The sequence below is a fragment of the Pseudomonas argentinensis genome (assembly GCF_001839655.2).
GTDB lineage: Bacteria > Pseudomonadota > Gammaproteobacteria > Pseudomonadales > Pseudomonadaceae > Aquipseudomonas > Aquipseudomonas argentinensis_B.
Map to the genome: position 1 here is coordinate 1,062,633 of NZ_CP056087.1, position 26,688 is coordinate 1,089,320.

A 26,688-nucleotide genomic window follows, 5' to 3' on the forward strand; every position below is an offset into this window, starting at 1 on the left:
TCGCTGCGCTCAACCGAGGCAGGGCAATGGCCTCAGCGTGGGCTGTTCAGGCACTGCAGCAGGCCGTCGTGCCAGTCCGGCAGGCGCACGCCCCAGTCACGCTCCAGGCGGCTGCAGTCCAGGCGCGAGTTGAGCGGGCGCCTGGCGGGCGTCGGGTAATCCGTGGTGGCGATGGGCTTCAGCGCGGCGACGGACTTGCCCTGTGCCAGCAGCTGTGCGGCGATGGCTTCGGCAAAGCCGAACCAGGAAGTCTCGCCCCGGGCGCTGAAGTGGTAGATGCCCCAGGCTTCGCCTTGCGCGCGCTGCCAGCGCTCGATCAGCTGCCCGGTCGCGGCGGCGATGCTGCCGGCCCAGGTCGGCGCGCCGATCTGGTCGGCCACCACGCTGAGCTGTTCGCGTTCCTGCAGCAGGCGCTGCATGGTCAGCAGGAAGTTGCGCCCGTGCCGCGAATACACCCAGCTGGTGCGCAGGATCAGGTGCTTGCCACCGACGGCCGAGATGGCCTGCTCGCCAGCCAGCTTGCTGCGGCCATAGACGCCCAGTGGGTTGGCAACGTCGTCCTCGTCATAGGCCGTGGCTTTGCTGCCATCGAAGACGTAGTCGGTGGAGTAGTGAATCAAGGGTACGTCGAGCGCCACGGCTTCTTCGGCCAGTATGCCGGGCGCCACGGCATTGATCGCAAAGGCCGCCTCCGGCTCGCTCTCGGCGGCATCCACCGCGGTGTGCGCGGCGGCGTTGATGATCAGCTGCGGCTGCAGTCGGCGTACCGCTTCACGCAGATGAACGGTGTCGGCAAGATCGAGCTGTTCACGGCCGAGCACGATCAGCTCATGGCGGCTGCCGAGGCGCATTTGCAGTTCCCGGCTGACCTGACCGTTGCGACCCAGCACAAGGATCCTCATGGAAACAGCTCGGCGTCATCGAAGCACGTGCCCTGCTGATCCTTGGCGGAAAGCCTGGGCTCGCCTTGCAGCTGCCAGTCGATGGCCAGCTTCGGGTCGTTCCAGCGAATGCAGCGCTCAAAGGCCGGGGCGTAGTAGTCGGTGGTCTTGTAGAGGAATTCGGCGAACTCGCTGAGCACCACGAAGCCATGGGCAAAACCTTCGGGGACCCACATCTGCCGTTTGTTGTCGGCTGACAGGTGCGCGCCCACCCACTGGCCAAAGGTCGCCGATTGGCGACGCAGGTCCACGGCGACGTCATACACCTCGCCAGCCGAGACGCGCACCAGCTTGCCCTGGGCCTGCTGCACCTGATAGTGCAGGCCACGCAGCACGCCCTGTTGCGAGCGCGAGTGGTTGTCCTGGACGAAGGTGGGATTCAGGCCCGTGGCTTCGCTGAAGGCGCGGGCGTTGAAGCTTTCGAAAAAGAAGCCGCGCTCATCGCCGAACACCCTTGGTTCGAGTATCAGCACGTCGGGGATGGCGGTTTGAATGATGTGCATCAGTTGTCCTCGGCCAGGCTGAACAGGTACTGGCCATAGCCGGTCTTGCCAAAGGCCTTGGCCTGGCGCAGCAGGCATTCGCGGTCGATCCAGCCCTGCCCGTAGGCGATTTCTTCCAGGCAGGCGACTTTCAGCCCCTGGCGGTGCTCGATGGTTTGCACGTACTGCGAGGCTTCCAAGAGGCTGTCGTGGGTGCCGGTGTCGAGCCAGGCGAAGCCGCGGCCGAAGCGTTCCACGCGCAGGTCGCCGCGCTGCAGGTAGGCATTGTTGACGTCGGTGATCTCCAGCTCGCCGCGTGGCGAGGGCTTGACCGCCTTGGCGATCTCGATCACGTCGTTGTCGTAGAAGTACAGGCCGGTGACGGCATAGCTGGAGCGCGGCTGGGCCGGTTTTTCCTCGATGGAAATCGCCTGGCCCTGGGCGTCGAACTCCACCACGCCAAAGCGCTCGGGATCCTTGACCCAGTAACCGAACACGGTGGCGCCCTTGTCCGCGGCAGCCGCGCGCAGGAGTTTTTCGGTGAAGTGCTGGCCGTGGAAGATGTTGTCACCGAGGATCAGGCACACCGAATCATCGCCGATGAATTCTTCACCAATGATGAAGGCGCGGGCCAGGCCGTCCGGCTCCGGCTGTTCGGCGTAGCTCAGTTGCAGGCCGAACTGGCTGCCGTCGCCGAGCAGCTTCTGGAACTGGGGCAGGTCGTGGGGCGTGGAGATGACCAGAATCTCGCGGATGCCGGCGAGCATCAGCACCGACAGCGGGTAGTAGATCATCGGCTTGTCGTAGATCGGCAACAGCTGCTTGGACAGGCCCAGGGTGATCGGGTGCAGCCGGGTGCCGGAGCCGCCGGCGAGGATGATGCCTTTCACTGTTGTTGCTCCTTGGGGGCGCCGAGCCGCTCACGCTGGTAGCTGCCATCCTGCACGCGGCGGCACCAGTCGAGGTTGTCCAGGTACCAGCGCACGGTCTTGCGCAGGCCGCTGGGGAAGGTCTCTTCCGGCTTCCAGCCCAGTTCGCGCTCGATCTTGCTGGCGTCGATGGCGTAGCGCAGGTCATGGCCGGGACGGTCGGTGACGAAGGTGACCTGCTCGCGGTAGGAGCCCGCGGCACGGGGCTGCAGCTCGTCGAGCAGGTCGCAGATGGCGTGCACCACATCGAGGTTCTTCTGCTCGTTGTGGCCGCCGATATTGTAGGTCTCACCGACTGCGCCCCGGGTCACCACCTGCAGCAGGGCGCGGGCGTGGTCCTCGACGAACAGCCAGTCGCGTACCTGCTGGCCGTTGCCATATACGGGCAGCGACTTGCCATCCAGGGCGTTGAGGATCACCAGCGGGATCAGCTTCTCCGGGAAATGGTACGGGCCGTAGTTGTTCGAGCAGTTGGTCAGCAGTACCGGCAGGCCGTAGGTGCGCTGCCAGGCGCGCACCAGATGATCCGAGGCCGCCTTGCTGGCCGAATAGGGCGAGCTGGGGGCGTAGGGCGTGGTTTCGGTGAACAGGTCGTCGACGCCGTGCAGGTCGCCGTATACCTCGTCGGTGGAAATATGGTGGAAGCGAAACGCCTGGCGACGGGGCTCGTCCAGCGTCGACCAGTAGGCGCGGGTGGCTTCGAGCAGCGCATAGGTGCCGACGATATTGGTCTGGATGAATGCCGTCGGGCCGTCGATGGAGCGGTCGACGTGGGACTCGGCGGCCAGGTGCATGATGGCATCCGGCTGGAAGCTCTCCAACGCCTCGCTTACCGCGGCCTGATCGCCGATGTCGGCCTGTAGAAAGCGATAGCGTGGGCTGTTCTCGACCTCGCCCAGGGATTCCAGGTTGCCGGCATAGGTCAGCTTGTCGAGGTTGAGTACCTCGTGATCGGTGTCGTTGATCAGGTGACGGATCAGTGCTGAACCGATAAAGCCGGCGCCGCCGGTAACGAGAATGCGCATGTGAAAGGTGCCCAGCCATTGAAAAAGTTGAAGTATGCCCGCCAGACCGCTTTTGCGTACAGCGCTCCAGTACTGGCGCGAACGCCTGCAGCGTGAAGGCTGGCGGTTTACAGTTGTGCGCTGGAAAAGGTGTCGCAGGCGCTCACCTTGCCGCCTTCGAAACCGGTGGTAAACCAGCGCACACGCTGCGCCGAGGTGCCGTGGGTAAAGGAGTCCGGCACCACGCGGCCACGGGCCTGTTGCTGCAGTCGGTCGTCACCGATGGCGTTGGCGGCGTTCAGCGCCTCCTCCAGATCGCCGGGTTCGAGCCAGTCCAGGCGGCGCTGGGCGTGGTGCGCCCAGATGCCGGCCAGGCAGTCGGCCTGCAATTCCTGGCGCACCAGCAGGCCATTGGCGCCTTCCAGGTTCTCGCCGCGCTGGCGCGCCGCATCGACCTTGGCAGAAACGCCCAGCAGGGTCTGCACATGGTGGCCGACCTCATGGGCGATCACGTAGGCCTGGGCGAAATCGCCGGCCGCGCCGTAGCGCTGTTCCAGGTCGCGAAAGAAGCTCAGGTCCAGATAGACCTGGTTGTCGCCCGGGCAATAGAACGGGCCCACCGCCGAGCTGGCGAAGCCGCAGGCGGAATTCACGCCGCCGTCGAACAGCACCAGTGTCGGGTCCTGATACTGGCGATCATTGGATTGGAAGATGGCGCGCCAGGTGTCTTCGGTATCGCCCAGTACGGCGCGCATGAACTCCGACTGCTCGTCGTTGGCCGCCGGGCGATCCACCTGGCTGCTCGAATAACCGCCGGACTGGCCGGCGAGCTGGCCGAGAATCTGCAGCGGGTCCTGGCCTATCAGCAAACCCACCATCACGACGATGGCGATGCCCCCCAGGCTCAGCCCGCGGCCGCCGCCAAAGCGCATGCCACCACCGCCACCGCGGGCGTCCACGACGTTGTCACTGCGGCGAGCTCGTTTCCAGCGCATGGCGATATCCTTTCCAGAGGGGCGAGTCAGTTGCCCGGATAACTACTGACCACGCTTTCGCCGCCTTGTGCGTCCAATCCAATCACCTGATAGGCATCGCGGATGTTGCCGCGCTCCATGCCCGGCGAGCCGGTGGGCATGCCGGGGGCGGCGATGCCGAGCAGATCGGGGCGCTCGCGCAGTTTGAGGATGTCGGCGGCGGGCACGTGGCCTTCGACGAATTTGCCGTCGATCACCCCGGTGTGACAGGAGCCCAGGCGCTCGGGTACGCCAAAGCGCTCCTTGACCGCGTGCATGTCGGTCTCGACATGATCGTTCACGGTAAAACCGTTGGCCTGCAGGTGGCTGATCCAGCCCTTGCAGCAGCCGCAGTTGGCATCACGGTGCACGTCGATGGTCAGCGGCTCGGCGGCCTGGGCGAGACCGGCGAACAGGCCGGCGACAAGAAGCAATGGGCGCATGACGCAAATCCTCCTGGAAGATTTCGCGAGCATAGCGCCGCCAGCGGGTGTTTACCTATTCGACCGGCTCGTAGGGCAACCCCACATAGTTCTCGGCGATGCTGGTGCGGCCCGCTTGGGAACCCACGAAGTAGTCCAGCTCGGTCTGCCGCATGCGTGCGGTGAAGGCATCGGTATCCGGGAAGTTGTGCAGCAGACCGGTCATCCACCAGGAAAAGCGCTCGGCCTTCCAGACCCGGCGCAGGCAGATCGCCGAGTAGCATTCCAGGAGCTCGGTGCGGCCATCGCGGTAGACCTTGAGCAGGATGCGGTACAGGGTGCTGACGTCGCTGGCGGCCAGGTTGAGACCCTTGGCGCCGGTTGGTGGCACGATATGGGCGGCGTCGCCAAGCAGGAACAGCTTGCCGTACTGCATGGGCTCGACCACGAAGCTGCGCAGCGGCGCGATGCTTTTCTCGATGGACGGCCCGGTTACCAGCTTGGCCGCCGTGTCGGCCGGCAGGCGCGCTTTCAGTTCCTCCCAGAAACGCCCGTCGGGCCAGTCCTGCACCTGCTCGTCGAGGCCGACCTGCACGTAATAGCGGGTGCGCGTCGGCGAGCGCATGCTGCACAGGGCGAAGCCGCGCGGGTGGCTGGCGTAGATCAGTTCTTCGGCCACCGGCGGGGTATCGGCCAGCACGCCAAGCCAGCCGAACGGGTAGACCCGCTCGAACACCTTGAGGGTTTCGGCGGGAATCGATTGCCGCGATACGCCATGGTAGCCGTCGCAACCGGCGATGTAGTCGCAGTCCAGGCGGTGGGCCTGGCCGTCCTTCTGGTAGGTGACATGGGGCGCGCCATCCTTGAGGTCGTGCAGCTGCACATCGCTGACCTCGTAGTGGGTCAGAGCGCCACTCGCCGCACGGGCCTCCATCAGGTCGCGGGTGACCTCGGTCTGGCCGTAGATCATCACCGTCTTGCCGCCGGTCAGGCCCTTGAGGTCGATGCGCGCGCGGCGACCGTCGAAGGCCAGCTCGAAACCGTCGTGTACCAGCCCCTCGCGATCCATGCGCGCGGCGACGCCGGCTTCACGCAGCAGGTCGACCATGCCCTGTTCGAGCACGCCGGCGCGGATGCGACCGAGCACGTAGTCCGGGCTCTGGCGTTCGAGAATGACGGTGTCGATGCCGGCGTTGTGCAGCAATTGGCCGAGCAGCAGGCCGGACGGGCCGGCCCCGATGATGGCGACGGAGGTTTTCATGGTGTCCTCGATAGTGTTGTGTGGACCTTTGTGCTTGTATTTTTGATTGGCGTTGTTCGGCGGATAAGGCAAATTCACGTCGTTTACTTGGACTTTCATAAACTTCGTTCGCCTATCGGCCACTTTTCGGGAGCGTCCATGAGCCAGCCGCAGATCGGCGTACCGGTGTTCAAGTTGTATGGCGATGCCCTGGAGTGGCCGACGCCCGACTTGCTGCACTGCGAGTCGATTCCCAAGCGCAGCCGCCTGCACGACTGGGTGATCGAGCCCCATCGCCATCCGGATCTGCTGCAGCTCCTGTACCTGCGCAGCGGTTGGGCGCTGATCGAGGTGGAGGGCGTGCAGTCGCGCATCGACGACGCGGCGCTGCAGGTGCTGCCGCCGCTATGCGTGCACGGCTTCCAGTTTTGCGATGACGTCGACGGCTACGTGCTGACCCTGGCGGCGCCACTGGTGGCCCAGTTGGAGACGCACCTGGGCGCCCAGCATCCGGTGTTCAGCGCACCGGCGCTGTACCCGGTGGGTGCTGACCAGGACCATCTGGACAGGCTGTTCGATGCCATCGACCGGGAATACGGGCAGAGCGCCCCCGCCCGCAACCTGCTGCTGCAGTCTCTGGTCGGCGTGTTGGCCGTGTGGCTTGGCCGTCAGGTGCTGGGGCGCCAGGCGGCCGATCGCCCGGTGCGCGGCGAGCAGCACCTGGCGGCGTTCAATCGCCTGGTTGAGCAGCATTTTCGCGAGCAGTTGTCGGTCGAGGAATACGCCCGGCGCCTGGGCATCACCACCGCGCACCTCAACAGCATGACCCGCCGCTACGCCGGGCAGAGCGCCCAGGCCCTGGTGCATCAGCGCCAGTTGCTGGAGGCCAAGCGCCTGCTGGTGTACTCGTCGATGACCCTGAGCCAGATCGCCGATGCGCTGCAGTTTTCCGAGCCGGCGTATTTCTCGCGTTTCTTCAAGCGCCTGACCGGCCAGACGCCCAGTGCCTTCCGGCAGCAGCGCTGACTGGCCTATGCTCTGCCCACGAGCCCAGGAGGACTGCGCCATGCTTTACGCCCGTATCTTTCTCGTCGTGCAAGTGCTGCTGCTCGCCGGCTTCGGCATCGCCTATTTTCTGCGACCGCAGGAAATGGGCGCGGTCAGCGGCATGCTGCTGATGGAGTCCGCTGCGGTGACCGATGTACGCGCCTATTACGGTGCCCTGCAGATCGGTCTGTCGGTGTTTCTGAGTCTGGCGTTAGCGCGGCATGAGCTGACCCGGCCGGCCCTGACGCTGCTGCTGGTGCTCTACAGCAGCCTGGCGCTGGGCCGTATCGCCGGCCTGTGGCTCGATGGCGGCGCGCAACAGACCTTCAACCTGTGGGCAATGCTCTTCGAGGTGGTGTCTGCGCTGCTCGCCGGTTGGGCACTGCGCCGCTGGCGGGCGGTATGATTAGACAGTTCAGAAGGGCGGCGAGGGCGTGATGTACAAATCCGGACAGCGGGTACTGGCGGCGTTGCGGCAGATGATCGCCTCGGGCGAGCTGGCGGCCGGCGAGCGCATCGCGGAAATCCCTACCGCCGAGCGGCTGCAGGTGTCACGCACGCCGATTCGCATTGCCTTTCGCACCCTCGAACAGGAAGGCTTGCTGTGCAAGGCGCCGGGCCGTGGCTACACGGTGCGTGCGGTGACCGACGCCGATATCGCCGGCGCCGTGGAAGTACGCGGTGTACTCGAGGGCCTGGCCGCTCGGCAGGCCGCCGAGCGCGGCCTCAGTGAGGACATCCGTCAGCGCCTGCACGCCTGCCTGGTGGAGGGCGATCGGCTGTTCGAAAAAGGCCATGTGGTGATGGAAGAGCTGGAGAGCTATCACGACCTCAACAAGCGCTTTCACCAGGCGATCATCGAGGCCAGCGGCAACAGCGCCATCGCCGTGGCCCTGTCGCGTAACGACCACCTGCCGTTCGCCTCGGTCAGCTCCCTGGCCGTGGACGGTAACGACATGCCCCGCGAGTACCGGCGCTTCAGCTTCGCCCATATGCAGCATCACGCCGTCTACGACGCCCTGGTCAATGGCCAGGGCGCGCGCGCCGAAAACATCATGCGCGAGCACGCCAATGCCACCCTGCGCTACGCCCGGGCGATGCAGAGTGAAGCAGGCGAGGCGGCGATGACCATCCTGCGCCATGGCTGAAGCGCGGATTCGTCGTGCACTCGACAGCGATGCCGAGGCGATCAGTGGGCTTATCGTGCAGACCCTGCGGCTCAGCAATGCCGGGGATTATTCACCTGAGGTGATCGACCGGGTGGCCGCCAACTTCGATGTTGCCGGCGTGCGTGGACTGATGGCGTCGCGGCAGGTGTTCGTGGCGCTCGACGCTGCACGGGTGATCGCCACCGCGAGCCTGGCGGGCGATGTAGTGAGGTCGGTATTCGTGCTGCCCGAGTTGCAGGGCCGAGGGGTGGGTCGGGTGCTGATGAGGCATGTCGAAGGCCTGGCTCGCACTGCTGGCATCCAGCAATTGCGGGTGCCTGCCTCGCTGACGGCGGTGCCGTTCTATAAGGCGCTTGGCTATGCCGTTGTGCGTGAAGTCGTCGAAGGCGACGAGCGCACTCTGGTGATGGCCCGCCAGCTCAATGTTGGTTAATCACCTTAGGATGGAGTCGTGCATTCGATTTGGTGGGCTGAAGCCCACCCTACAGGTGGTGGTTGGTGTAGGGTGGACTTCAGCCCACCATCGCTGCCGGCAGGGATCAGATATCCAGCACCAGCCGTGGGCTTTTCGCCCGTGAGCAGCAGGGCGTGAACTGGTCGTTGGCGGCCTGCTCATCCTCGCTAAGAAACAGGTCGCGGTGGTCCGGCTCACCGTCCAGCACCCGGGTCAGGCAGGTGCCGCAGATGCCCTGCTCGCAGGACACCGGAATCTCCACGCCGACGCCGCGCAACACCTCCACCACGCTGACGCCTTCCGGCACCTGCAGCACGTCGCCGCTGCTGGCCAGCTGAATCTCGAAACCGCTTTTCGGCTGCTCGTCGGCCCCGGCGCTGAAGTACTCGCGGTGCAGGTTGTCGTTCGCCCAGCCCAGCCCGCGGGCGCTGTCCAGCACGTGCTCCATGAAGCCGCCCGGACCGCATACGTACAAGTGCGTGTGCGGCTCCGCCGCTCCGATCAGCGTGGCGGTGTCCGGGCGCTTGCTCGGCTCGCCGTCGTCGAAGTGCAGGTGCACGCGGTCGGCGAAGGGCGACTGGCGCAGGCGTTCGACGAACGCCGCCTGGCGAGCCGAACGGGCGAAATAGTGCAGGCTGAAATTGCCGCCGGTGTGGCTCAGGCGCTCGGCCATGCACAGGATCGGCGTGATACCGATGCCGCCGGCCATCAGCAGATGGCGCCTGGCGTCGTGCTGCAAGGGAAACAGGTTGCGCGGCTCGCTGATGCTCAGCCCGACGCCCTGCTTGAGACCGTGCATGGCGCTGGAGCCGCCGCGCGAATCGGCGCTGCGCAACACGGCGATCTGGTAGCGGTGCCGCTCCTCGGGGTGGTTGCACAGCGAATACTGGCGGATCAGGCCATCCGGCAGGTGCACGTCGATATGGGCGCCGGCGCTGAAGGCGGGCAGCGGTTCGCCGTCGGCGCGGGCCAGGTCGAAGCTGAGAATGTCCTGGGCCTGGGGCTCGATGGCGGTGACGATGACGTCGATCATGGTGGCGCTCTCTTGAAGGCTTGCGCGCGCCACCCTGTGGCGCGCGACGGGCAAGGGTCAGCCGACCTGGCGGACGTCGATTCTCTGGGCGGCGAGGGCCTGCTCGTCGGCAAGCAGGCGGTCGATGATGCGCCGCGACTGCACGCCGCCGGCATCGATATTGAGCTTGAGCAGCCCGCGCTCGGGCTGCCAGAGCAGGTTGCGCTGCTGGCGCTCGAGCATCTCCAGGTCTTCGCTGAAGATCTTGCCCTGGCCTTCGCGAATGCTGTCGGTGAGTGCCTGATCCTCGGGCTTGAAGCTGCGCGCCATGCCCCAGAAGTACCAGATCGACGTCTCGCTTTCCGGGGTGATGAAGTCGACCACGATGCTCGCCGCCTTCACATCGGCCGGCGCCTCGTAGCCGCCATGACCAGCATGGGCCACGCCCACTTCGATCATCACGTGGCTGGGCGGGTTGAAGCGGCAGATCTGCCAGCGGTCCACTGGCACGTCGTCGGCCAGGCCATTGCCGCGCAGCGCCATGCGCCAGAAGGGCGGCGCCATGATGTTTTCCATATGGCGGCTGGTGATCACCTCGTCGCCTTCGACCTTGGTGACCGGCGGCGCTTCGTCGATCTCCTTCTGGCCGATGCTGGAGGCATGCACATAGGTTTCGTGGGTCAGGTCCATCAGGTTGTCGATCATCAGCCGGTAATCGCAGTTGATGTGAAACAACCCGCCGCCGTAAGCCCACTCGGGGTTTTCCGCCCATTCCAGATGGTGGATGGTCGCCGGGTCGGCCAGGGCCTGATCGCCGGTCCACACCCAGATGAAGCCATAGCGCTCCACCGCGGCGAATGAGCGGATGCCGGGGAAGCCGCGCACGCGCTGGCCTGGCATCGACACGGTGTTGCCCTCGCAGCCCATTTCCAGGCCGTGGTAGCCACAGATCAGGTTGCCGTTCTCGACGTAGCCGAGCGACAGCGGTGCGCCGCGGTGCGGGCAGAAATCCTCGAGGGCTACCACCCGGCCCTCGGCGCCGCGGTAAAAGACGATCTTTTCCCCGCAGATCTGCCGGCCCAAAGGCTTCTCGGCAATTTCGTCAGGGGTGCAGGCTACATACCAGGCATTTTTCGGGTACATGACAACCTCGGTTATTGTTGGTGTTATTGGATCCAATGGTTGGTTTTTAATCAGGCTAATGTCAATGCCTTGCCAGGAAAATAGTTAACAAAAGAAACTGTCCGATCAGCGAACGCATTCTTTAGGCCCCAGCTGTTTGCGCGAGCCCGCGTACGGCGGGACTTGGTCCGGGTCGAACCCTAAAGGGGGCGGTTCCGGCTCCGCTTGCGTGGATTGAATATTGGATCCACTTCTGCAAGGTTGGCCGCGGCTTTTCCCATAAAAACAATCCAGGATCTGCGCCGATGAACCTTTGCTTAGCTCCGTTAGCTGCCAATGGCAGCATGCCCCTTTGCTTATCGTCCGTTGCGGCGGCAGGAGGTGCGCGATGAGCGATCTCCGCCAAGTCGTCGACCACGGGCCGATGCGCGGCTTTCAGTGGGTGGCCATCGGCGTATGTATCGTGCTCAACATGATCGACGGCTTCGATGTGCTGGTGATGGCCTTCACGGCCTCGTCAGTCGCCGCGGACTGGTCGTTGGGCGGCGCGCAAATCGGCATGCTGCTCAGTGCCGGGTTGCTCGGCATGGCGGCCGGTTCACTGTTCATCGCGCCCTGGGCGGATCGCCTCGGCCGGCGCCCGCTGATCCTGCTGTGCCTGGTGATTTCCGGCACCGGCATGCTGCTTTCGGCACTCAGCCAGACGCCCACCCAGCTGGCACTGCTGCGCGGCCTGACCGGCCTGGGCATCGGTGGCATCCTGGCCAGCAGCAACGTGATCGCCAGCGAGTACGCCTGCAAGCGCTGGCGCGGCCTGGCGGTCAGCCTGCAATCCACCGGCTATGCCCTGGGCGCCACGCTTGGCGGCCTGCTGGCGGTGTGGTTGCTGTCGCACTGGGGCTGGCGCTCGGTGTTCTTTGCCGGCGGCCTGATGACCTTCGTGGCCATCGTGCCGGTGCTGCTGTGGTTGCCCGAGTCCCTGGATTTCCTGCTTTGCAAGCAGCCGGCCAAGGCGCTGGTGCAGGTCAATCGGCTGGCCGGGAAACTGGGCCAGCCGAGCCTGGCTGCACTACCGACGATGGCGGTAGAAGGGCATGGCGGCAGCGGATCCTTCGCGCGGCTGTTCGACCCCGAGCAGCGGCGCAGCACTCTGCTGATCTGGGTGTTGTTCTTCCTGGTGATGTTCGGCTTCTACTTCATCATGAGCTGGACGCCCAAGCTGCTCACCCAGTCCGGCCTGTCGGTGCAGCAGGGCGTCACCGGCGGCGTGTTGCTGAGCATCGGCGGCATTTTTGGCGCGGCACTGCTGGGGCTGTTGTCAGCGCGCTTTTCCCTGGCACGGGTGCTGGCCGGCTTCATGCTGATCACCGCCGTGCTGCTGGTGGTGTTCACCGGCCTCGGCTCGTCGTTCACCGCGGCGCTGGGCATGGGCCTGCTGATCGGGCTGTTTTCCAACGGCTGCGTCACCGGCCTGTATGCGCTGTCGCCATTGATCTACGGCGCATCGGTGCGTGCCACCGGAGTGGGCTGGGCGATCGGTGTCGGTCGCGGCGGGGCGATTCTGTCGCCGACCGTGGCCGGTTTGATGCTCGATGACGGCTGGCAGCCGCTGCAGCTGTACACCTGGTTCGCCCTGGTGTTCATCGCCGCAGCGCTGCTGCTGCTGACCTTGCTGCCGGCGCAGAAGCCGCAGCAGATGACGCCGGCTCAGGCCTGAGCCGACAAGGGCGCGAGGCAACTGCCTCGCGCCCGCTCCTTCACCAGAGCGCCAGGGTGTAGTCGATGTGCAGGCGAGTCTGATTCTCGTCGCGGAAGGCTGCGCCGGCGGCGAAGTCATTGCGATAGATCGAATGCCGGGCCTTCAGGCCGACGCCCTTGAAGGTGCCGCTCTGGATCACGTAACCGATCTCCATCTGCAGCTCGCGCTCCTTGAGGTCGGCGCCGCCCAGTGTCGGCAGTTCGATGTTGTCGCCACGCAGGTAACGCAGGCGCGTCTTCAGGCCGGGCACGCCGGCAGCGGCGAAGTCGTAATCGTAGATCGCCTGCCAGGTGCGCTCCTTGGGGTTGAGGAAGTCCGAGCTCATGGCCATTTCGCTGATCACCATCGACTCGGTGCCGGAGATGTAGGGCTTGGCCGTGTCGCCGCTCTGATGCATGTAGCCCAGGGTGAAACGATGGCCGTCGAGGCTGTAGGCGAACTGCGCGGCGAGGTTGCGGTTATCCACCTTGCCGGCACGAGCACTGCCATCCTCGTTGCTGATGAAGGCGCGCAAGTCGGTGCTAAACATGCCGGGGCCGACCGGCAGCTCGTGCAGCAGGCCGAAGTATTCCTGGCGATACAGGTCGGCGACCGTGGTGTGGTAGGCGCGCAGCTTCAGGCCCTTGCCGAGCTGATAGTCGCCACCGAAGAAGGCCGCGTGTGAGCTTTCTGCCGCTGGGTTGAAACGTCGGTTCGGCGAGGCCACCGTCATCGCCTGGTAGTTGCTGGAGTCGCGGCGGTTGATGCGGTCGAGATAACCCGCATTCAGGCTCAGATCCTCGATGTCCATGGACTGCAGGTAGGCGCCACGGAAACTCTGGGGCAGCAGTCGCGCCGGGCTGGCGACGATGGAGGGCAGGAACGGCGAAACTTCGCCGACCTTCAGCACGCTCTTGCCGGCGCGGATCTTGGCGGTCGGCGCCAGGCGCGAATACTCATCGGCGGCCCGCCCGCTGCTCGCGGAAACCGGCAGCAGTTCGGTGCCGCTGCGCCCTGGTGAGGAATCCAGCTTGACGCCCAGCAGGCCGGTGACGTCCAGGCCGAACCCGACGGCGCCCGGCGTATAGCCCGACTCCAGCTTGAGAATGAAGCCCTGGGCCCATTCGCGGGCTGCCGACTTGGCACCGTCGTCCTTGTAGTCGCGATCCATGTAGTAGTTGCGGGTGGTCAGCTTGGCGCTGCTGTCTTCGACGAAGCCGTCGGCCAGGGCATGGCCGGCCAGCAGGCCGGGAGCCAGCAGCAGGCCGGCCAATGAGCTGCGGCGAAAGTAAATGGAATCGAGCGCCCTATGGGTGTGCATGTCATTGTCCTTTTATTGTTGTTCTTGGCCCCGCCGATGCGGGCGGTGATGCAGCGCTGTTTGCGTTGCAGTGGGGCGAGAATGGAAAGGCAATGGCGAGCGGTCAATGCGCATTGTTCGATAATCGAACGTTAAAAACATTAATTATTTTAGGTATTAACAAAATTATTTAGCTAAGTGATTGATACGTTTCGATTATCCCCAAATTGATGTTCAGGGCTGAATTACTTTCGTTATTCATTATCTTTGTTAATCTTTTCAGGGCTCGCAGGGCGGTTTGTCGCGGGCGACGACAACAACAATAAAATCGAGGGTTTCCCCATGGATACGTCATCGCGTCGCTCGACGCTGACCGTCACGCTGTGTTTCATCGTTGCGCTCATCGAAGGCCTGGATCTGCAATCGGCGGGCATTGCCGCGGCGGGCATTCGCCAGGCGTTCGAGCTGGATCAGAAAATGATGGGCTGGATGTTCAGCGCCAGCATCATCGGGCTGCTGCCCGGGGCGTTCTTCGGCGGCTGGCTGGCCGACCGCATCGGCCGCAAGCGCGTGCTGATCGGCGCGGTGATTCTTTTCGGCATCTTCTCGTTGTGGACCGCCTTTGTCGCCAGCGTCAACGGCCTGCTGTTGGCGCGCTTCATGACCGGCCTGGGCCTTGGCGCCGCCTTGCCGAACCTGATCGCCCTGTGCGCCGAGGCGGTCGAGGAGCGGCGCCGTGGCACGGCCATCAGCATCATGTACTGCGGGGTGCCGCTGGGCGGCGCCATCGCGGCGGTAGTGGGCATGCTTGGTGGTGAGAGCTGGCAGATGGTGTTTATCGTCGGTGGCGTGGCGCCATTGCTGATCGCGCCGCTGCTGATCTTCGCGCTGCCCGAGTCGCGGGACTTTCGCGAGCAGCATCAGGACGCTGCGCCGCTACGCGAATCCACCGTGCAGGCCTTGTTCGGTGGTGGCCGGGCGAGCGCCACGCTGGCGCTGTGGGTCAGCTATTTCTTCACCCTCACGGTGATGTACATGCTGCTCAACTGGCTGCCATCGCTGCTGCTCGAACAGGGTTTCAGCAAGCCCCAGGCCGGCACCATCCAGATGCTCTTCAACATCGGCGGCGCCATCGGCTCGCTGCTTGGCGGGCTGCTGCTGGATCGTCGCGGGCGCACCGGGGTAGTGCTGTTCGCCTATGGTGGTGTGCTGGCCTCGTTGGCCGGCCTGGGTTTCGCCTCGGGCATGCTGGCCATGGCGATTGCCGGTTTCGCGGCAGGTTTGTTCATCATTGCCGCGCAACTGGTGCTTTACGCACTGGCGCCTCCAGCGTACCCCACCTCGGTACGGGCTACCGGCGTAGGTGCAGCGGTGGCGATCGGGCGCCTGGGCTCGGTCTCCGGCCCCCTGGCGGCCGGGCAGATTCTCGCCGCAGGGGCCGGCACCACGGGCGTGTTGCTGGCGGCATCGCCAGGGCTGGTGATCGCGGCGCTGGTGGTACTTGGCATGAGTCGGCGACGCGCTGTCGAGGCGCCGCCAGCCTCGAGCACATTCCGGTAGCGAGGCTGAGCCGACAAGCAGGTTGACGCGCCTGAAGGCCCGGCAAGCGCCAAGCCGTCGCGTCAGCCTGCAAAGGGTATGGGCGGAAGTGACCCTGTGTTGCGCTGCCGCACTTTTTCCACAGGCAATAAAAAACCCGCCGAAGCGGGCTTTTACTGACCAATGCCAACGTCCTGTCGGCTGCCATCCTGGCTATGGTCACGTCATCCATGACCCTGAGCACGTCCTGTGCTGCAGGTATGGGTATAGATTACGGCGTGGGTCGGGGTGCCACCAGAGCGAACCGGCGCACCGGCGTGTAAGCCTTTGGCTATAGCGAAGCGGCAGCGTGAACTGTTCGAGGTTATTCGGCCTGCGAATGGGCGGCTCTGCCAGGCGAATGTCCGAATTCGGCAGAGATGGTGATTTTAATTAATAGTTAATTGACATAACTATTTTTCAGGATTAGCTTCTGTTCATCGACAACCAAAACAAGAGCACACCCCATGAGCAAGTACGAAGGCCGCTGGCACACCGTCAAGGTCGATGTCGAAGAAGGCATCGCCTGGGTCACCCTCAACCGTCCGGAAAAACGCAATGCCATGAGCCCGACCCTCAACCGCGAGATGGTCGAGATCCTCGAGGTGCTGGAGCAGGACGCCGAGGCCCGGGTACTGGTGCTGACCGGCGCCGGCGAGTCGTGGACTGCGGGCATGGACCTCAAGGAATACTTCCGCGAAGTGGATGCCGGCCCGGAGATCCTCCAGGAGAAGATCCGCCGCGAAGCCTCGCAATGGCAGTGGAAACTGCTGCGCATGTACGCCAAGCCGACCATCGCCATGGTCAACGGCTGGTGCTTCGGCGGCGGCTTCAGTCCGCTGGTGGCCTGTGACCTGGCGATCTGCGCTGACGAAGCCACCTTCGGCCTCTCCGAAATCAACTGGGGCATCCCGCCGGGCAACCTGGTCAGCAAGGCCATGGCCGACACCGTGGGCCACCGCCAGTCGCTGTACTACATCATGACCGGCAAGACCTTCGACGGTAAGAAAGCCGCCGAGATGGGCCTGGTCAACGAAAGCGTGCCCCTGGCGCAGCTGCGCGAAACCACCCTGGAACTGGCGCGCAACCTGCTGGAAAAGAACCCGGTGGTGCTGCGTGCCGCCAAGCATGGCTTCAAGCGTTGCCGCGAGCTGACCTGGGAGCAGAACGAGGATTACCTGTACGCCAAGCTCGACCAGTCGCGCCTGCTCGACGAAGAGGGCGGTCGCGAGCAGGGCATGAAGCAGTTCCTCGACGACAAGACCATCAAGCCCGGTCTGCAGGCCTACAAGCGCTGATCGCCTGGCCCTGTCGTGCGGCGTGCGCCACGACGCGGCGAGCGTTTCCTACAACGACAACAATGAGGAATCATCATGCTGGACGTGCCCCTGCTGATCGGTGGCCAGTCGTGCCCCGCCCGTGATGGACGAACCTTCGAACGCCACAACCCGGTAACCGGCGAGGTGGTGTCGCGGGTCGCCGCCGCCACCCTGGAAGATGCCGATGCCGCAGTGGCCGCCGCCCAGGCCGCGTTTACCGCCTGGGCCGCGCTGGCGCCCAACGAGCGGCGTACACGCCTGCTCAAGGCTGCCGGGGAGATGCAGGCACGCGCCGGCGAATTCATCGCCGCTGCCGGGGAAACCGGGGCGATGGCCAACTGGTACGGCTTCAACGTGCACCTGGCGTCCAACATGCTGCGCGAGGCGGCGTCGCTGACCACCCAGATCCATGGCGAGGTGATTCCGTCCGACGTGCCAGGCAGTTTCGCCATGGCGTTGCGTCAGCCCTGCGGCGTGGTGCTCGGCATCGCGCCATGGAACGCCCCGGTGATTCTCGCCACCCGCGCCATCGCCATGCCGCTGGCCTGTGGCAACACCGTGGTGCTCAAGGCGTCCGAGCTGAGCCCCGCGGTACACCGGCTGATCGGCCAGGTGCTGCAGGATGCGGGCCTGGGTGACGGCGTGGTCAACGTGATCAGCAACGCCCCGGCCGACGCGGCGGCGATCGTCGAGCGGCTGATCGCCAACCCGGTGGTACGGCGGGTCAACTTCACCGGCTCGACCAAGGTCGGGCGCATCGTCGGCGAACTGTCGGCTCGCCATCTCAAGCCGGCGCTGCTGGAGCTGGGCGGCAAGGCGCCGCTGCTGGTGCTCGACGATGCCGACCTGGACGCCGCCGTCGAAGCCGCGGCGTTCGGTGCCTTCTTCAACCAGGGGCAGATCTGCATGTCCACCGAGCGCCTGGTGGTCGACAGCAAGGTGGCCGATGCCTTCGTCGCCAAGCTGGCGGCGAAGATCGCCACCCTGCGCGCCGGCAACCCGGCCGACAGCGCCTCGGTGCTCGGCTCGCTGGTCGACACCTCGGCGGGCGAGCGCATCAGGGCCCTGATCGACGACGCCGTCGGCAAGGGCGCGCGGCTGGTCGCCGGTGGCCAGGTCGAAGGCAGCATCATGCAGGCGACCCTGCTCGACAACGTCACCCCGGCCATGCGCCTGTACGCCGAGGAGTCCTTTGGGCCGGTGGCGGTGGTGCTGCGCGGTAGCGGTGACGAAGAACTGCTGCGCCTGGCCAACGACTCCGAGTTCGGCCTGTCGGCGGCGATCTTCAGCCGCGACACCAGCCGCGCGCTGGCGTTGGCCCAGCGGGTCGAGTCGGGGATCTGCCATATCAACGGGCCGACCGTACACGACGAGGCGCAGATGCCCTTCGGCGGCGTCAAGGCCAGTGGTTACGGCAGCTTTGGCGGCAAGTCGGCCATCGAGCAATTCACCCAGTTGCGCTGGGTGACCCTGCAGAACGGCCCGCGGCACTACCCGATCTAGTCAAACCATTGCTGCATTCCTGCGTGTGCCGGTCGCCTCTTGCGAGGGGCGATCACGGCGCCCCGACAAGAACAATAGTGGCGACCCGAGTCGCCCGCGTGGAGAAGCAAAGTGAACTCCGATACCGGACCGCGTTATCGCCAGGTGTCCATCGGCCGCCCGGCCGTTGAGGTCAGCGAACGTCAGGGCGTGTTGCACATGCGCTCGCTGGAACCGCTGGCGCCATTGCCCGAGCGCTTGCTCGATCGCCTGGTGCACTGGGCCGAGGTGCGTGGGCAGCAGACCTTCCTGGCCGTGCGCGGCGAGAACGGCGAGTGGCAGCACACCAGTTATGCCGGGATGCTCGAGGCGGTGCGGGCCATCGCCCAACGCCTGCTCGGCTTCGGCCTGAGCGCCGAGCGGCCCCTGGCGATTCTTTCCGGCAACGGCCTGCCGCACCTGCAGATGGCCCTTGGCGCCCTGTACGCAGGCATTCCCTACTGCCCGGTATCGCCGGCCTATTCGCTGCTCTCCCAGGACTACGCCAAGCTGCGCCATGTCTGCGACTTGCTGCAGCCTGGCCTGCTGTTCGTCGACAACGCCGCGCCCTACCAGCGCGCCATCGACGCGGTGATGGCCGCCGAGGTGCCGGTGATCACCGTGCACGGTGAAGTGGCGGGCCGGCGCAACCTCGATTTCGCCAGCCTGCTGGCAGAACCCGGTGGCGCCGAGGCGCAAGCCGCCTTCGCCGCCACCGGCCCCGATACCATCGCCAAGTTCCTGTTCACCTCCGGTTCGACCAAGTTGCCCAAGGCGGTGATCACCACCCAGCGCATGCTCTGCGCCAACCAGCAGATGCTGCTGCAGACCTTCCCGGTATTCGGCGAAGAGCCGCCGGTGCTGGTCGACTGGCTGCCGTGGAACCACACCTTTGGCGGCAGCCACAACCTGGGCATCGTGCTGTACAACGGCGGCACCTTCTACCTCGACGACGGCAAGCCGACGCCCCAGGGCATGGCCGAGACCCTGCGCAACCTGGGCGAGATTTCGCCGACCGCCTACCTGACCGTGCCCAAGGGCTGGGAGGAGCTGGTCAACGCCCTGGAGCAGGACGCGACGCTGCGCGAAAGCTTCTTCGCGCGCATCAAGCTGTTCTTCTTCGCCGCCGCCGGGCTGTCCCAGAGTATCTGGGATCGCCTCGACCGCATCGCCGAGCAGCATTGTGGCGAGCGCATCCGCATGATGGCCGGGCTGGGCATGACCGAGGCATCGCCGTCCTGCACCTTCACCACCGGGCCGCTGTCCATGGCCGGCTACGTCGGCCTGCCGGCGCCGGGTTGCGAAGTGCGCCTGGTACCGGTCGACGGCAAGCTGGAAGGGCGCTTCCGCGGCCCGCACATCATGCCCGGCTACTGGCGCGCGCCCGAGCAGAGCGCCGCGGTGTTCGACGAGGACGGCTTCTACTGCTCCGGCGACGCCCTCAAACTGGCCGACCCGAACGATCCCCAATTGGGCCTGATGTTCGACGGGCGCATCGCCGAGGACTTCAAGCTGTCGTCCGGGGTGTTCGTCAGCGTCGGCCCGCTGCGCAACCGCGCGGTGCTCGAAGGCTCGCCCTATGTGCAGGACGTGGTGGTCGCCGCGCCGGACCGTGAATGCCTGGGGCTGCTGGTATTCCCGCGCCTCTACGAATGTCGGCAGTTGGCCGGGCTGGCGGCGGAGGCCAGCGACGCCGAGATGCTGGCCAGCGCCCCGGTACGTGGCTGGTTCGCCGACTGGCTGCAGCGCCTCAATCGCGACGCCACCGGCAATGCCACGCGGCTGGAATGGATCGCCCTGATGAGCCAGGCGCCGTCCATCGACCGCGGCGAGATCACCGACAAGGGCTCGATCAACCAGCGTGCCGTGCTGCAGTGGCGCGCCGAGCAGGTCGAAGGGCTGTACCGCGGCCATGACGAGTCGATCCTGCGCGCCGAGAAAAACGCGTGAGTGGCGGCCAGTACAGCAGCTTCGCGGATGTCGCCGTCATCGAGGCACTGCGCACGCCCTGGAGCGATCTGAACGGGCCGCTGGCCCAGGTCTCGCCCATCGACCTGGGCATCAAGGTCGGCCGCGCCGTGCTGGCCCGCGCCGGGCTCGACCCGGCAGCCGTGGACAGCGTACTGGCCGGCTCCATGGCCCAGGCCAGCTTCGATGCCTACCTGCTGCCGCGGCATATCGGCCTGTACTGCGGCGTGCCGCAGCAGGTGCCGGCGCTGGCGGTGCAGCGCATCTGCGGTACCGGCCTGGAGTTGCTGCGCCAGGGTGCCATGCATCTGCAGTCTGGCGGGCAGCTGGCGCTGTGCGTGGGCAGCGAGTCGATGTCGCGCAACCCGATTGCCAGCTATGAACACCGGGCGGGCTTTCGCCTCGGCGCGCCGGTCGGCTTCAAGGATTTTCTCTGGGAAGCCCTGCTGGATCCGGCGCCGGGGGTGGACATGATCGCTACCGCCGAGCGCCTGGCCGTTGAACACGGCATCAGCCGCGAGCAGGTGGACGCCTATGCCCTTGGCAGCCACCAGCGCGCCCTGCAGGCCCGCGACAGCGGCTGGCTGGCCGAGGAGATCGTTGCCGTCGGCAATGAACGCTTCGAACTGGGCGGCTACCAGGCCCGCAGCATCGAACTGTCCAGGCGGGTAGCCGAGGTGGCGCAGGACAGCCACCCGCGGCCCACCGATGCCGAGGCGCTGGCGCGCCTGAACGCCATTCACCCCGGCGGCGTGCAAACCGCCGGCAACAGCTGCGCGGTGGTCGATGGCGCGGCAGCGGCGCTGGTCGGTCGAGCCGCCGACTGCACGCGCTCGCCCCTGGCGCTGCTGCGTGCCTCCAGCGTGGTTGGCGTGCCACCAGAGATCATGGGCATCGGTCCCGCACCGGCCATTCGGTTGTTGCTGCAGCGCAGCGGCCTGGGGCTCGATGAGATCGGCCTGCTGGAAATCAACGAGGCCCAGAGCGCTCAGGTGCTGGCGGTCAGCCAGGCGCTGGAACTGGATCCTGCGCGCCTGAACCAGCGCGGCGGCTCCATCGCCCTCGGTCATCCACTGGCGGCTACCGGCCTGCGCCTGGTGATGACCCTGGCGCGGCAACTGCGCGACGCCAATCGGCGCTACGGCATTGCCGCGGCCTGCATCGGTGGTGGGCAGGGCATGGCGCTGCTGATCGAAAACCCAGGCTATCGCGCCTGACGTCTCTACCCTTGCGAGGTTCATCATGTGGCAGTACCAGGCGCCGCTGCGCGATATGCGTTTCGTCCTCGAACACTGGCTGCAGGCGCCTGCAGCCTGGTCTGAGTTGCCGGCTTTCGCCGAGGTCGATCTGCCCCTGGCCTTGCAGGTGTTGGAGGAAGCCGCGCGCTTCAGTTCCGGTGTGTTGGCGCCGCTGAATGCCAGCGGGGATCGGCAGGGCTGCCGCTGGCAGGACGGCGAGGTCAGCACACCAGAGGGTTTCGCCGCCGCCTATCGCGCCTTTATGGAAGGCGGCTGGCCCGCGCTGGCCTGCGCTCCCGAGCACGGCGGCCAGGGCCTGCCACAGCTGCTGGACGCGGCGCTGCAGGAAATGCTCTACGCCAGCAATCATGCCTGGGCGATGTATACCGGCATCGCTCACGGTGCTTACCTGTGCCTGCAGGCTCATGCCCCGCAGCCACTCAAGGAGCGCTACCTGCCGGCCATCGTCAGCGGTGAAAGCCTGCCCACCATGTGCCTGACCGAACCCCAGGCCGGCAGCGATGTGGGCCTGTTGCGTTGCCGCGCCGAACCCCAGGACGACGGCACTTATCGCCTCTCCGGCAGCAAGCTGTTGATTTCCGGCGGCGAGCACGACCTGACCGACGGCATCCTGCACCTGGTGCTCGCGCGCCTGCCGGAGGCGCCGGCGGGCACCCGCGGCATCTCCCTGTTCCTGGTGCCCAAACGGCTGGACGACGGCAGGCGCAACGCCGTGCGTTGCGACGGCATCGAACACAAGATGGGCATCAAGGGCAGCGCCACTTGCTCGCTGAGTTTCGACGGCGCCCAGGGCTGGCTGATCGGCGAGGCGAATCGCGGCCTGGCGGCGCTGTTCGTGATGATGAACTCGGCGCGCCTGCACGTCGGTCTGCAAGGGCTCGGGCATGCCGAGGCGGCCTGGCAGAACGCCGCGGACTACGCCCGCGAACGCCGGCAGATGCGCGCGCCCAGCCGCCCAGAGGGCGTCGCCGCCGCGCCTGCCGACCCGATCCACTATCACCCGGCCATGCGCCTGGCACTGCTGCGTTTGCGTACCGTCAGCCAGGGCCTGCGCGCTATCGGTTACTGGGGCGCGCACCTGCTCGACCAGGCCGAGCACGCCGTGCTCGAAGCCGAGCGCCAACAGGCGGCGCGCCTGGCCGGGCTGCTGACGCCGGTGATCAAGGCGTTCTCTACCGATCAGGGCTTTCACCTGGCCAGCGAGGCGCTGCAGGTGTTTGGCGGCTACGGCTATATCAGCGAGTACGCCATCGAGCAGACCCTGCGCGACAGCCGTATCGCCATGATCTACGAGGGCAGCAACGAGATTCAGGCCAACGACCTGCTGCTGCGCAAGGTATTGGACGATGGTGGCGTGGCGCTGGAGGAGCTGCTGGCGGTGTTCGAGCAGGAAACGGCGGCGGGTGGCGCGTATGCCGAACAGCTGAGTGCGCTGGGCGCGAAGTTGCGTGTCTTGGTGAAAGGCATCTTCAACCAAACCGAGGGCGACGCCGAATTCCCGTACCGGATCGCCGGGGATTTTCTGCACCTGCTCGGCTGGGCGCTGCTGGCCTACGCCTGGGCGCGCTCGGCGCGCCTGGCAAATGCGCTGCTGGCGAATGATCCCTGGTATCAGGAGAAGCTCGATGGCGCGACGTTCTTCTTCAGCTATCTAATGCCGGAAAGCGATTTGCGCATCGCCCGGATCAATGTCGCGCGGGCGACGTTGGGGTTTCTGGCTTGACGGTCGCTCTCTGTTCGCCGATGTTTGGCGTGTAGAGGAAACGGCAAAAATGTGGCGGAAGCAGCCGCAAGCTGCAAGCTGCAAGCTCCAGGTTAAAAGCAGTCCGCAGTGCTCTAGCTTGTTCTTGCAGCTTGAGGCTTGAAGCTCAATGTCCGCTTCTGCCTTTTACCGGTCCACCATGCTACTCGCCGCCTCTCACAAGGCATCTTACCGATTGACCTTATGCAACAACCGCAACAACTGCGCACGCTCATCTTCGTCCAAGGCGGCGGTGGCCGCTTCGTCGCTGGCCACAGCGATGGCCTTGAGCTGGCCGAGCAGGGCGATGCCGGCCTTGGTGAGAAACACGCCATAGGCCCGCTTGTCCTGCACGCCACGTACGCGCTGGGCCAGGCCGCGGCTTTCCAGCTTGTTGAGCAGTGGCACCAGTTGCGGTGGCTCGATGGCCAGCTGGCGCGCCAGGTCGGCCTGCATTAGCCCCGGCTCGTTGTCGATGATCACCATGGCGGTGAATTGCGCCGGGCGCAGGTCGTGCTCGGCCAGGTTGCCGACCAGGTGCTGAAACACTTTCAGCTGGGCACGGCGCAGCGCGTAGCCCACCAGGGTGTCCAGCCAGCTTTCAGGCAACCCATCGCCCCCCTGGTTGGGCTGGGTCGAGGTGTCCATCTGGCTGGAGGTGTTGCTCATGGCAGGCGGCTTCTTCAGTTAAGCGAATTAAGCATTTTGCACGTCGGCGCGTTAACTGGCCAGCGCCGCTGCCGGGTGGCCGAACGAGGTCGCTGTTACGTAGAGGCGGAGCACCGGACTGTCAGGCGCGCTTCTTGGTGTCAGGCGCGCGGCTGAGCTTTTCCGCGCTGAGCTTGCGCTGGCCTTCGCCATCGACCCAGCCGGCTTCCCAGGCGGCAGCGGGCATGCTGTCAGCAAAGGGCAGGGTGTCGGAGGGGTGCCCGGCCAGCCCTGCCATATAGCCTTGCTGGTAGGCCTTGGTGAGGCTTTCCAGGCTCCAGTGTTGCGTGTTGTCGCGGTGGCTCATGAGAGGGATTCGCAAAGAGTGCTTGCAATCCATCCTAGCCAAATCCGCTCGGCTAAGCCGGGCCACCTGTCCCGGATTTATGACCATTGGTTTTTTTTGTGACGCAGTCGTCGCGGGCCAGGCCCCGGTTTCACACGGCCAGGGAGAGGATGCTGGCCTGGTAGGCGGCGGCGAAACTGTCGAAATCGCCTTCCTCGTGGGCTTCGAGTTCGGCCTGTTCCTGCAATGACTGCCGGGCGGCCTGCTCGAATTCGGCCTGCTGCTCGGCGTTCAATGGCTGGCTGCGGAAGTGCTCGGCGTGGCGCTTGCTCTGGCGCAGGGAGAATGCCGCAAAGCTTTCGCCTTTCTGCAGCTCGGTGAGTACCTGGGCCGACGGCGTCAGGCTGGCGTCGTCGACCTTGGCGCGTTGGGCAAGCAGGGCCGCGCCGTGGACGTCTGTACCCTGGCTGCGGTCGAGCAGCTCGGTAATCGCCTCGATGCCGTCGAGCAGCTCGTGGGCCCAGGTCTGCAGGACCACTGGCGCGCCATGGCGCTGCAGGTGCAGGCCGGGGCGACGACCGTCCTTGACCACCTTGAGGAAGTTGTCCGAACAGTTGCCGCATTCGCCGTTGCTCAGTTGCGGGCTATCCTGCAGGGCGCAGTAGAGCAGGAAGGCGTCAAGGAAGCGCGACTCGGCGAGGTCGATGCCCATCGGCAGGAAGGGGTTGATGTCCAGGCAGCGCGCCTCGACGTACTGCACGCCACGGGCCATCAGTGCCTGGATCGGCCGCTCGCCGCTATAGGTCACGCGCTTCGGGCGGATGTTGGAGTAGTACTCGTTTTCGATCTGCAGCACGTTGGTGTTGAGCTGCAGCCATTCGCCGTCTTTCTTGGTGCCGATGTTCACGTAGGGCGGGTAGGGCGTGCCGACTGCTTGGCGCAGGCTGTCGGTGTAGCTGGCCAGGTCGTTGTAGCAGGGCGTCAGTCCGGCCTGGGCTTCGCTCTGGTACCCCAGGTCGCTCATGCGCAGACTGGTGGCGTAGGGCAGGTACAGGGTGTCGGCGTCCAGCTCCTGGAGCTGGTGCGGGCGGCCACGCATGAAGTTCTTGTCCAGCGCCGGCGAAGCGCCGAACAGGTACATCAGCAGCCAGCTGTAGCGGCGGAAGTTGCGGATCAGCGCGATGTAGCGCGACGACTGATAGTCGCGGGCGCTGCGCTTGTCGCCTTCGGCCTGCTGCAGCAGGGCCCACAGCGGCTCCGGCAGGGAGAAGTTATAGTGGATGCCGGCGATGCACTGCATGGTCTTGCCGTAACGCAGAGCCAGGCCCTTGCGGTACACGTACTTGAGCTGGCCGATGTGCGAGCTGCCGTAACGGGCGATCGGAATGACCTCCTCTTCAGGCAGCGGGCCCGGCATCGACGGGCTCCACAGGTACTCGCCGTCGAGCTTGCTGTACACGAAGCGGTGGATGCGCTCGAGTTCGGCCAGGGTCTCGCCCGGGTCCACCGCCGTGGCGGTGATGAACTCGAGCAGGGATTCGGAATAGTCCGTGGTGATCTGCCCATTGGTCAGCGCCGAACCCAGCGCGGCCGGGTGCCCGCTCAGGGCCAGTCGGCCACTTTCATCGACGCGCAGACATTCGCGCTCGATGCCGTGCAGGCACTGGGAGAGCAGGGACAGGTTGGCATGCTCGCCGAGCAGGGCCAGACGGCGGGAGAACAGGTCGCTCAAGATTGCATTCCTTCACGCAGCGGTCGCCCCAATATGGGGGTGGACGCTGGACTCTACAAGGGGCGAATTGCTGACGTTGGTCGTCTGGCGAAGAGTGCGTGCACTCTAGCGACATGTGCCGGCGGCTTTCGAGGCCGCACGGCGCGTGATGCGCGGGCTCAGAGCCTGTTTACGATCTCGCGAGCTAGAGCGATACAAGGGGCCCCCGCAAAAAACAAGCGAGGAAGCGGAGTTTACGAGCTGTAGATGAGCATTCCGAGCTTGTTTTTAACGCAGGAACGCCGACGCGCAGCAGATCGTGAACAGGTTCTTAGAGGCAGGCGAAGGTGGCCTGGGCCTTGGCCACCAGCTTGTCGTGCTGGTGCACTTCGGCTTCGATCACCTGGGTGCGGCGGCCGGCGTGGATGACCCAGGCGCGGCAGCTCAGGTCGCCTTCTGTGACGCCACGGATGTAGTTGACCTTGCACTCCAGGGTCACGCTGCTCGGCTCGCCATCGGTCAGGCTGTGGCTGGCCTGGCCCATGGCGGTGTCGATCAGCGAGAACAGCGCGCCGCCGTGCAGCTTGCCGTGCAGGTTGCGCAGGCCGTCGTGCATGCTCAGGGCGATGATCGCCTCGCCGGCCTCGGCCTTGACGATCTTGAGGCCGAGCAGGCGCCCGAAGGCGCTGCTCTTGCCGATCTCGTCCGCGGGTTGGCTCATCGC

25 protein-coding genes are annotated in these 26,688 nt (G+C 65.5%); 11 read left to right on the plus strand and 14 right to left on the minus strand.

Going from position 1 to position 26,688, the window contains the following annotated elements; translation table 11 throughout:
• Positions 1–32: 32 nt before the first annotated feature.
• The 7 genes from rfbD to pobA form a co-directional block, all read right to left on the minus strand.
• Positions 33–902: a dTDP-4-dehydrorhamnose reductase gene (gene rfbD / locus SA190iCDA_RS04815; protein WP_070884652.1), complete on the minus strand. Its 870-nt coding sequence runs from the start codon at positions 900–902 to the stop codon at positions 33–35.
• On the minus strand, positions 899–1,444 hold the full coding sequence (gene rfbC, locus SA190iCDA_RS04820) for a dTDP-4-dehydrorhamnose 3,5-epimerase (protein WP_070884651.1): 546 nt from the start codon (positions 1,442–1,444) through the stop codon (positions 899–901). Before rfbC ends, rfbD begins: the two co-directional genes overlap by 4 nt.
• Complete coding sequence (rfbA, locus tag SA190iCDA_RS04825) at positions 1,444–2,313, minus strand: glucose-1-phosphate thymidylyltransferase RfbA (RefSeq protein ID WP_070884650.1); 870 nt, start codon at positions 2,311–2,313, stop codon at positions 1,444–1,446. Before rfbA ends, rfbC begins: the two co-directional genes overlap by 1 nt.
• Entirely contained in the window at positions 2,310–3,377 is a 1,068-nt protein-coding gene (rfbB, locus tag SA190iCDA_RS04830; protein WP_070884649.1) for a dTDP-glucose 4,6-dehydratase, read from the minus strand. The genes rfbA and rfbB overlap by 4 nt, the downstream gene beginning before the upstream one ends.
• A gap of 107 nt (positions 3,378–3,484) precedes the next feature.
• A complete protein-coding gene (locus tag SA190iCDA_RS04835) occupies positions 3,485–4,351 on the minus strand; it encodes a neutral zinc metallopeptidase (protein WP_070884648.1) in 867 nt (288 codons plus the stop codon).
• A 26-nt stretch (positions 4,352–4,377) separates the two neighbouring features.
• Positions 4,378–4,812, minus strand: coding sequence for a DUF411 domain-containing protein (locus tag SA190iCDA_RS04840; RefSeq protein WP_070884647.1), 435 nt, complete (start codon positions 4,810–4,812; stop codon positions 4,378–4,380).
• Between the two features lie 55 nt (positions 4,813–4,867).
• Positions 4,868–6,052 carry a 4-hydroxybenzoate 3-monooxygenase gene (gene pobA / locus SA190iCDA_RS04845; protein WP_070884646.1) on the minus strand — a complete coding sequence of 395 codons (1,185 nt, stop codon included), beginning with the start codon at positions 6,050–6,052 and terminating at the stop codon, positions 4,868–4,870.
• A gap of 138 nt (positions 6,053–6,190) precedes the next feature.
• Between pobA and SA190iCDA_RS04850 the strand changes: the two genes are divergently transcribed.
• The 4 genes from SA190iCDA_RS04850 to SA190iCDA_RS04865 are packed head-to-tail and all read left to right on the plus strand — an operon-like array spanning position 6,191 to position 8,680.
• On the plus strand, positions 6,191–7,057 hold the full coding sequence (locus SA190iCDA_RS04850; protein WP_070884645.1) for a helix-turn-helix domain-containing protein: 867 nt from the start codon (positions 6,191–6,193) through the stop codon (positions 7,055–7,057).
• Positions 7,058–7,097: 40 nt separating this feature from the next.
• Positions 7,098–7,484 (plus strand): DUF4345 domain-containing protein, encoded by a 387-nt coding sequence (locus SA190iCDA_RS04855; RefSeq protein WP_070884644.1) that lies wholly within the window; start codon positions 7,098–7,100, stop codon positions 7,482–7,484.
• A 31-nt stretch (positions 7,485–7,515) separates the two neighbouring features.
• Positions 7,516–8,226 carry a GntR family transcriptional regulator gene (locus SA190iCDA_RS04860; protein ID WP_070884643.1) on the plus strand — a complete coding sequence of 237 codons (711 nt, stop codon included), beginning with the start codon at positions 7,516–7,518 and terminating at the stop codon, positions 8,224–8,226.
• Entirely contained in the window at positions 8,219–8,680 is a 462-nt protein-coding gene (locus tag SA190iCDA_RS04865; protein WP_070884642.1) for a GNAT family N-acetyltransferase, read from the plus strand. Before SA190iCDA_RS04860 ends, SA190iCDA_RS04865 begins: the two co-directional genes overlap by 8 nt.
• A 106-nt stretch (positions 8,681–8,786) precedes the next feature.
• On the opposite strand, the gene SA190iCDA_RS04870 is transcribed toward SA190iCDA_RS04865, so the two are convergent.
• Together SA190iCDA_RS04870 and SA190iCDA_RS04875 are read right to left on the minus strand one after the other, a co-directional pair.
• Positions 8,787–9,734, minus strand: coding sequence for a PDR/VanB family oxidoreductase (locus SA190iCDA_RS04870; RefSeq protein WP_070884641.1), 948 nt, complete (start codon positions 9,732–9,734; stop codon positions 8,787–8,789).
• Between the two features lie 57 nt (positions 9,735–9,791).
• Positions 9,792–10,856, minus strand: a complete 1,065-nt coding sequence (locus SA190iCDA_RS04875; RefSeq protein ID WP_070884640.1) for an aromatic ring-hydroxylating oxygenase subunit alpha — start codon at positions 10,854–10,856, stop codon at positions 9,792–9,794.
• Between the two features lie 367 nt (positions 10,857–11,223).
• Between SA190iCDA_RS04875 and SA190iCDA_RS04880 the strand changes: the two genes are divergently transcribed.
• Positions 11,224–12,552, plus strand: a complete 1,329-nt coding sequence (locus SA190iCDA_RS04880) for an MFS transporter (protein WP_070884639.1) — start codon at positions 11,224–11,226, stop codon at positions 12,550–12,552.
• A gap of 40 nt (positions 12,553–12,592) precedes the next feature.
• Here SA190iCDA_RS04880 and SA190iCDA_RS04885 read toward each other — a convergent pair whose 3' ends face one another.
• Complete coding sequence (locus SA190iCDA_RS04885; RefSeq protein WP_070884638.1) at positions 12,593–13,894, minus strand: OprD family porin; 1,302 nt, start codon at positions 13,892–13,894, stop codon at positions 12,593–12,595.
• Between the two features lie 321 nt (positions 13,895–14,215).
• Here SA190iCDA_RS04885 and mhpT point away from each other — a divergent pair, with 321 nt between their 5' ends.
• The 6 genes from mhpT to SA190iCDA_RS04915 all read left to right on the plus strand — a co-directional run bounded on the left by mhpT (position 14,216) and on the right by SA190iCDA_RS04915 (position 23,241).
• Entirely contained in the window at positions 14,216–15,433 is a 1,218-nt protein-coding gene (mhpT, locus tag SA190iCDA_RS04890; protein ID WP_070884637.1) for a 3-(3-hydroxy-phenyl)propionate transporter MhpT, read from the plus strand.
• 485 nt (positions 15,434–15,918) lie between these two features.
• Positions 15,919–16,749, plus strand: coding sequence for a p-hydroxycinnamoyl CoA hydratase/lyase (locus SA190iCDA_RS04895; protein WP_070884636.1), 831 nt, complete (start codon positions 15,919–15,921; stop codon positions 16,747–16,749).
• 75 nt (positions 16,750–16,824) lie between these two features.
• Positions 16,825–18,273, plus strand: coding sequence for an aldehyde dehydrogenase (locus tag SA190iCDA_RS04900; protein ID WP_070884635.1), 1,449 nt, complete (start codon positions 16,825–16,827; stop codon positions 18,271–18,273).
• Positions 18,274–18,384: 111 nt separating this feature from the next.
• Complete coding sequence (locus SA190iCDA_RS04905) at positions 18,385–20,241, plus strand: feruloyl-CoA synthase (RefSeq protein ID WP_070884634.1); 1,857 nt, start codon at positions 18,385–18,387, stop codon at positions 20,239–20,241.
• Positions 20,238–21,476 (plus strand): thiolase family protein, encoded by a 1,239-nt coding sequence (locus SA190iCDA_RS04910; RefSeq protein WP_070884633.1) that lies wholly within the window; start codon positions 20,238–20,240, stop codon positions 21,474–21,476. Before SA190iCDA_RS04905 ends, SA190iCDA_RS04910 begins: the two co-directional genes overlap by 4 nt.
• A gap of 25 nt (positions 21,477–21,501) precedes the next feature.
• Entirely contained in the window at positions 21,502–23,241 is a 1,740-nt protein-coding gene (locus SA190iCDA_RS04915) for an acyl-CoA dehydrogenase family protein (RefSeq protein ID WP_070884632.1), read from the plus strand.
• A 207-nt stretch (positions 23,242–23,448) separates the two neighbouring features.
• Here the strand turns inward: SA190iCDA_RS04915 and SA190iCDA_RS04920 are convergent, their stop codons facing one another.
• From SA190iCDA_RS04920 to SA190iCDA_RS04935, 4 genes are all read right to left on the minus strand, one after another.
• A complete protein-coding gene (locus SA190iCDA_RS04920; RefSeq protein ID WP_070884689.1) occupies positions 23,449–23,907 on the minus strand; it encodes a MarR family winged helix-turn-helix transcriptional regulator in 459 nt (152 codons plus the stop codon).
• Positions 23,908–24,049: 142 nt separating this feature from the next.
• Positions 24,050–24,274 (minus strand): ribosome modulation factor, encoded by a 225-nt coding sequence (gene rmf, locus SA190iCDA_RS04925; protein ID WP_070884631.1) that lies wholly within the window; start codon positions 24,272–24,274, stop codon positions 24,050–24,052.
• Positions 24,275–24,404: 130 nt separating this feature from the next.
• On the minus strand, positions 24,405–25,985 hold the full coding sequence (gshA, locus tag SA190iCDA_RS04930) for a glutamate--cysteine ligase (protein ID WP_070884630.1): 1,581 nt from the start codon (positions 25,983–25,985) through the stop codon (positions 24,405–24,407).
• Between the two features lie 310 nt (positions 25,986–26,295).
• On the minus strand, positions 26,296–26,685 hold the full coding sequence (locus SA190iCDA_RS04935; RefSeq protein ID WP_070884629.1) for a PaaI family thioesterase: 390 nt from the start codon (positions 26,683–26,685) through the stop codon (positions 26,296–26,298).
• Positions 26,686–26,688 lie beyond the last annotated feature (3 nt).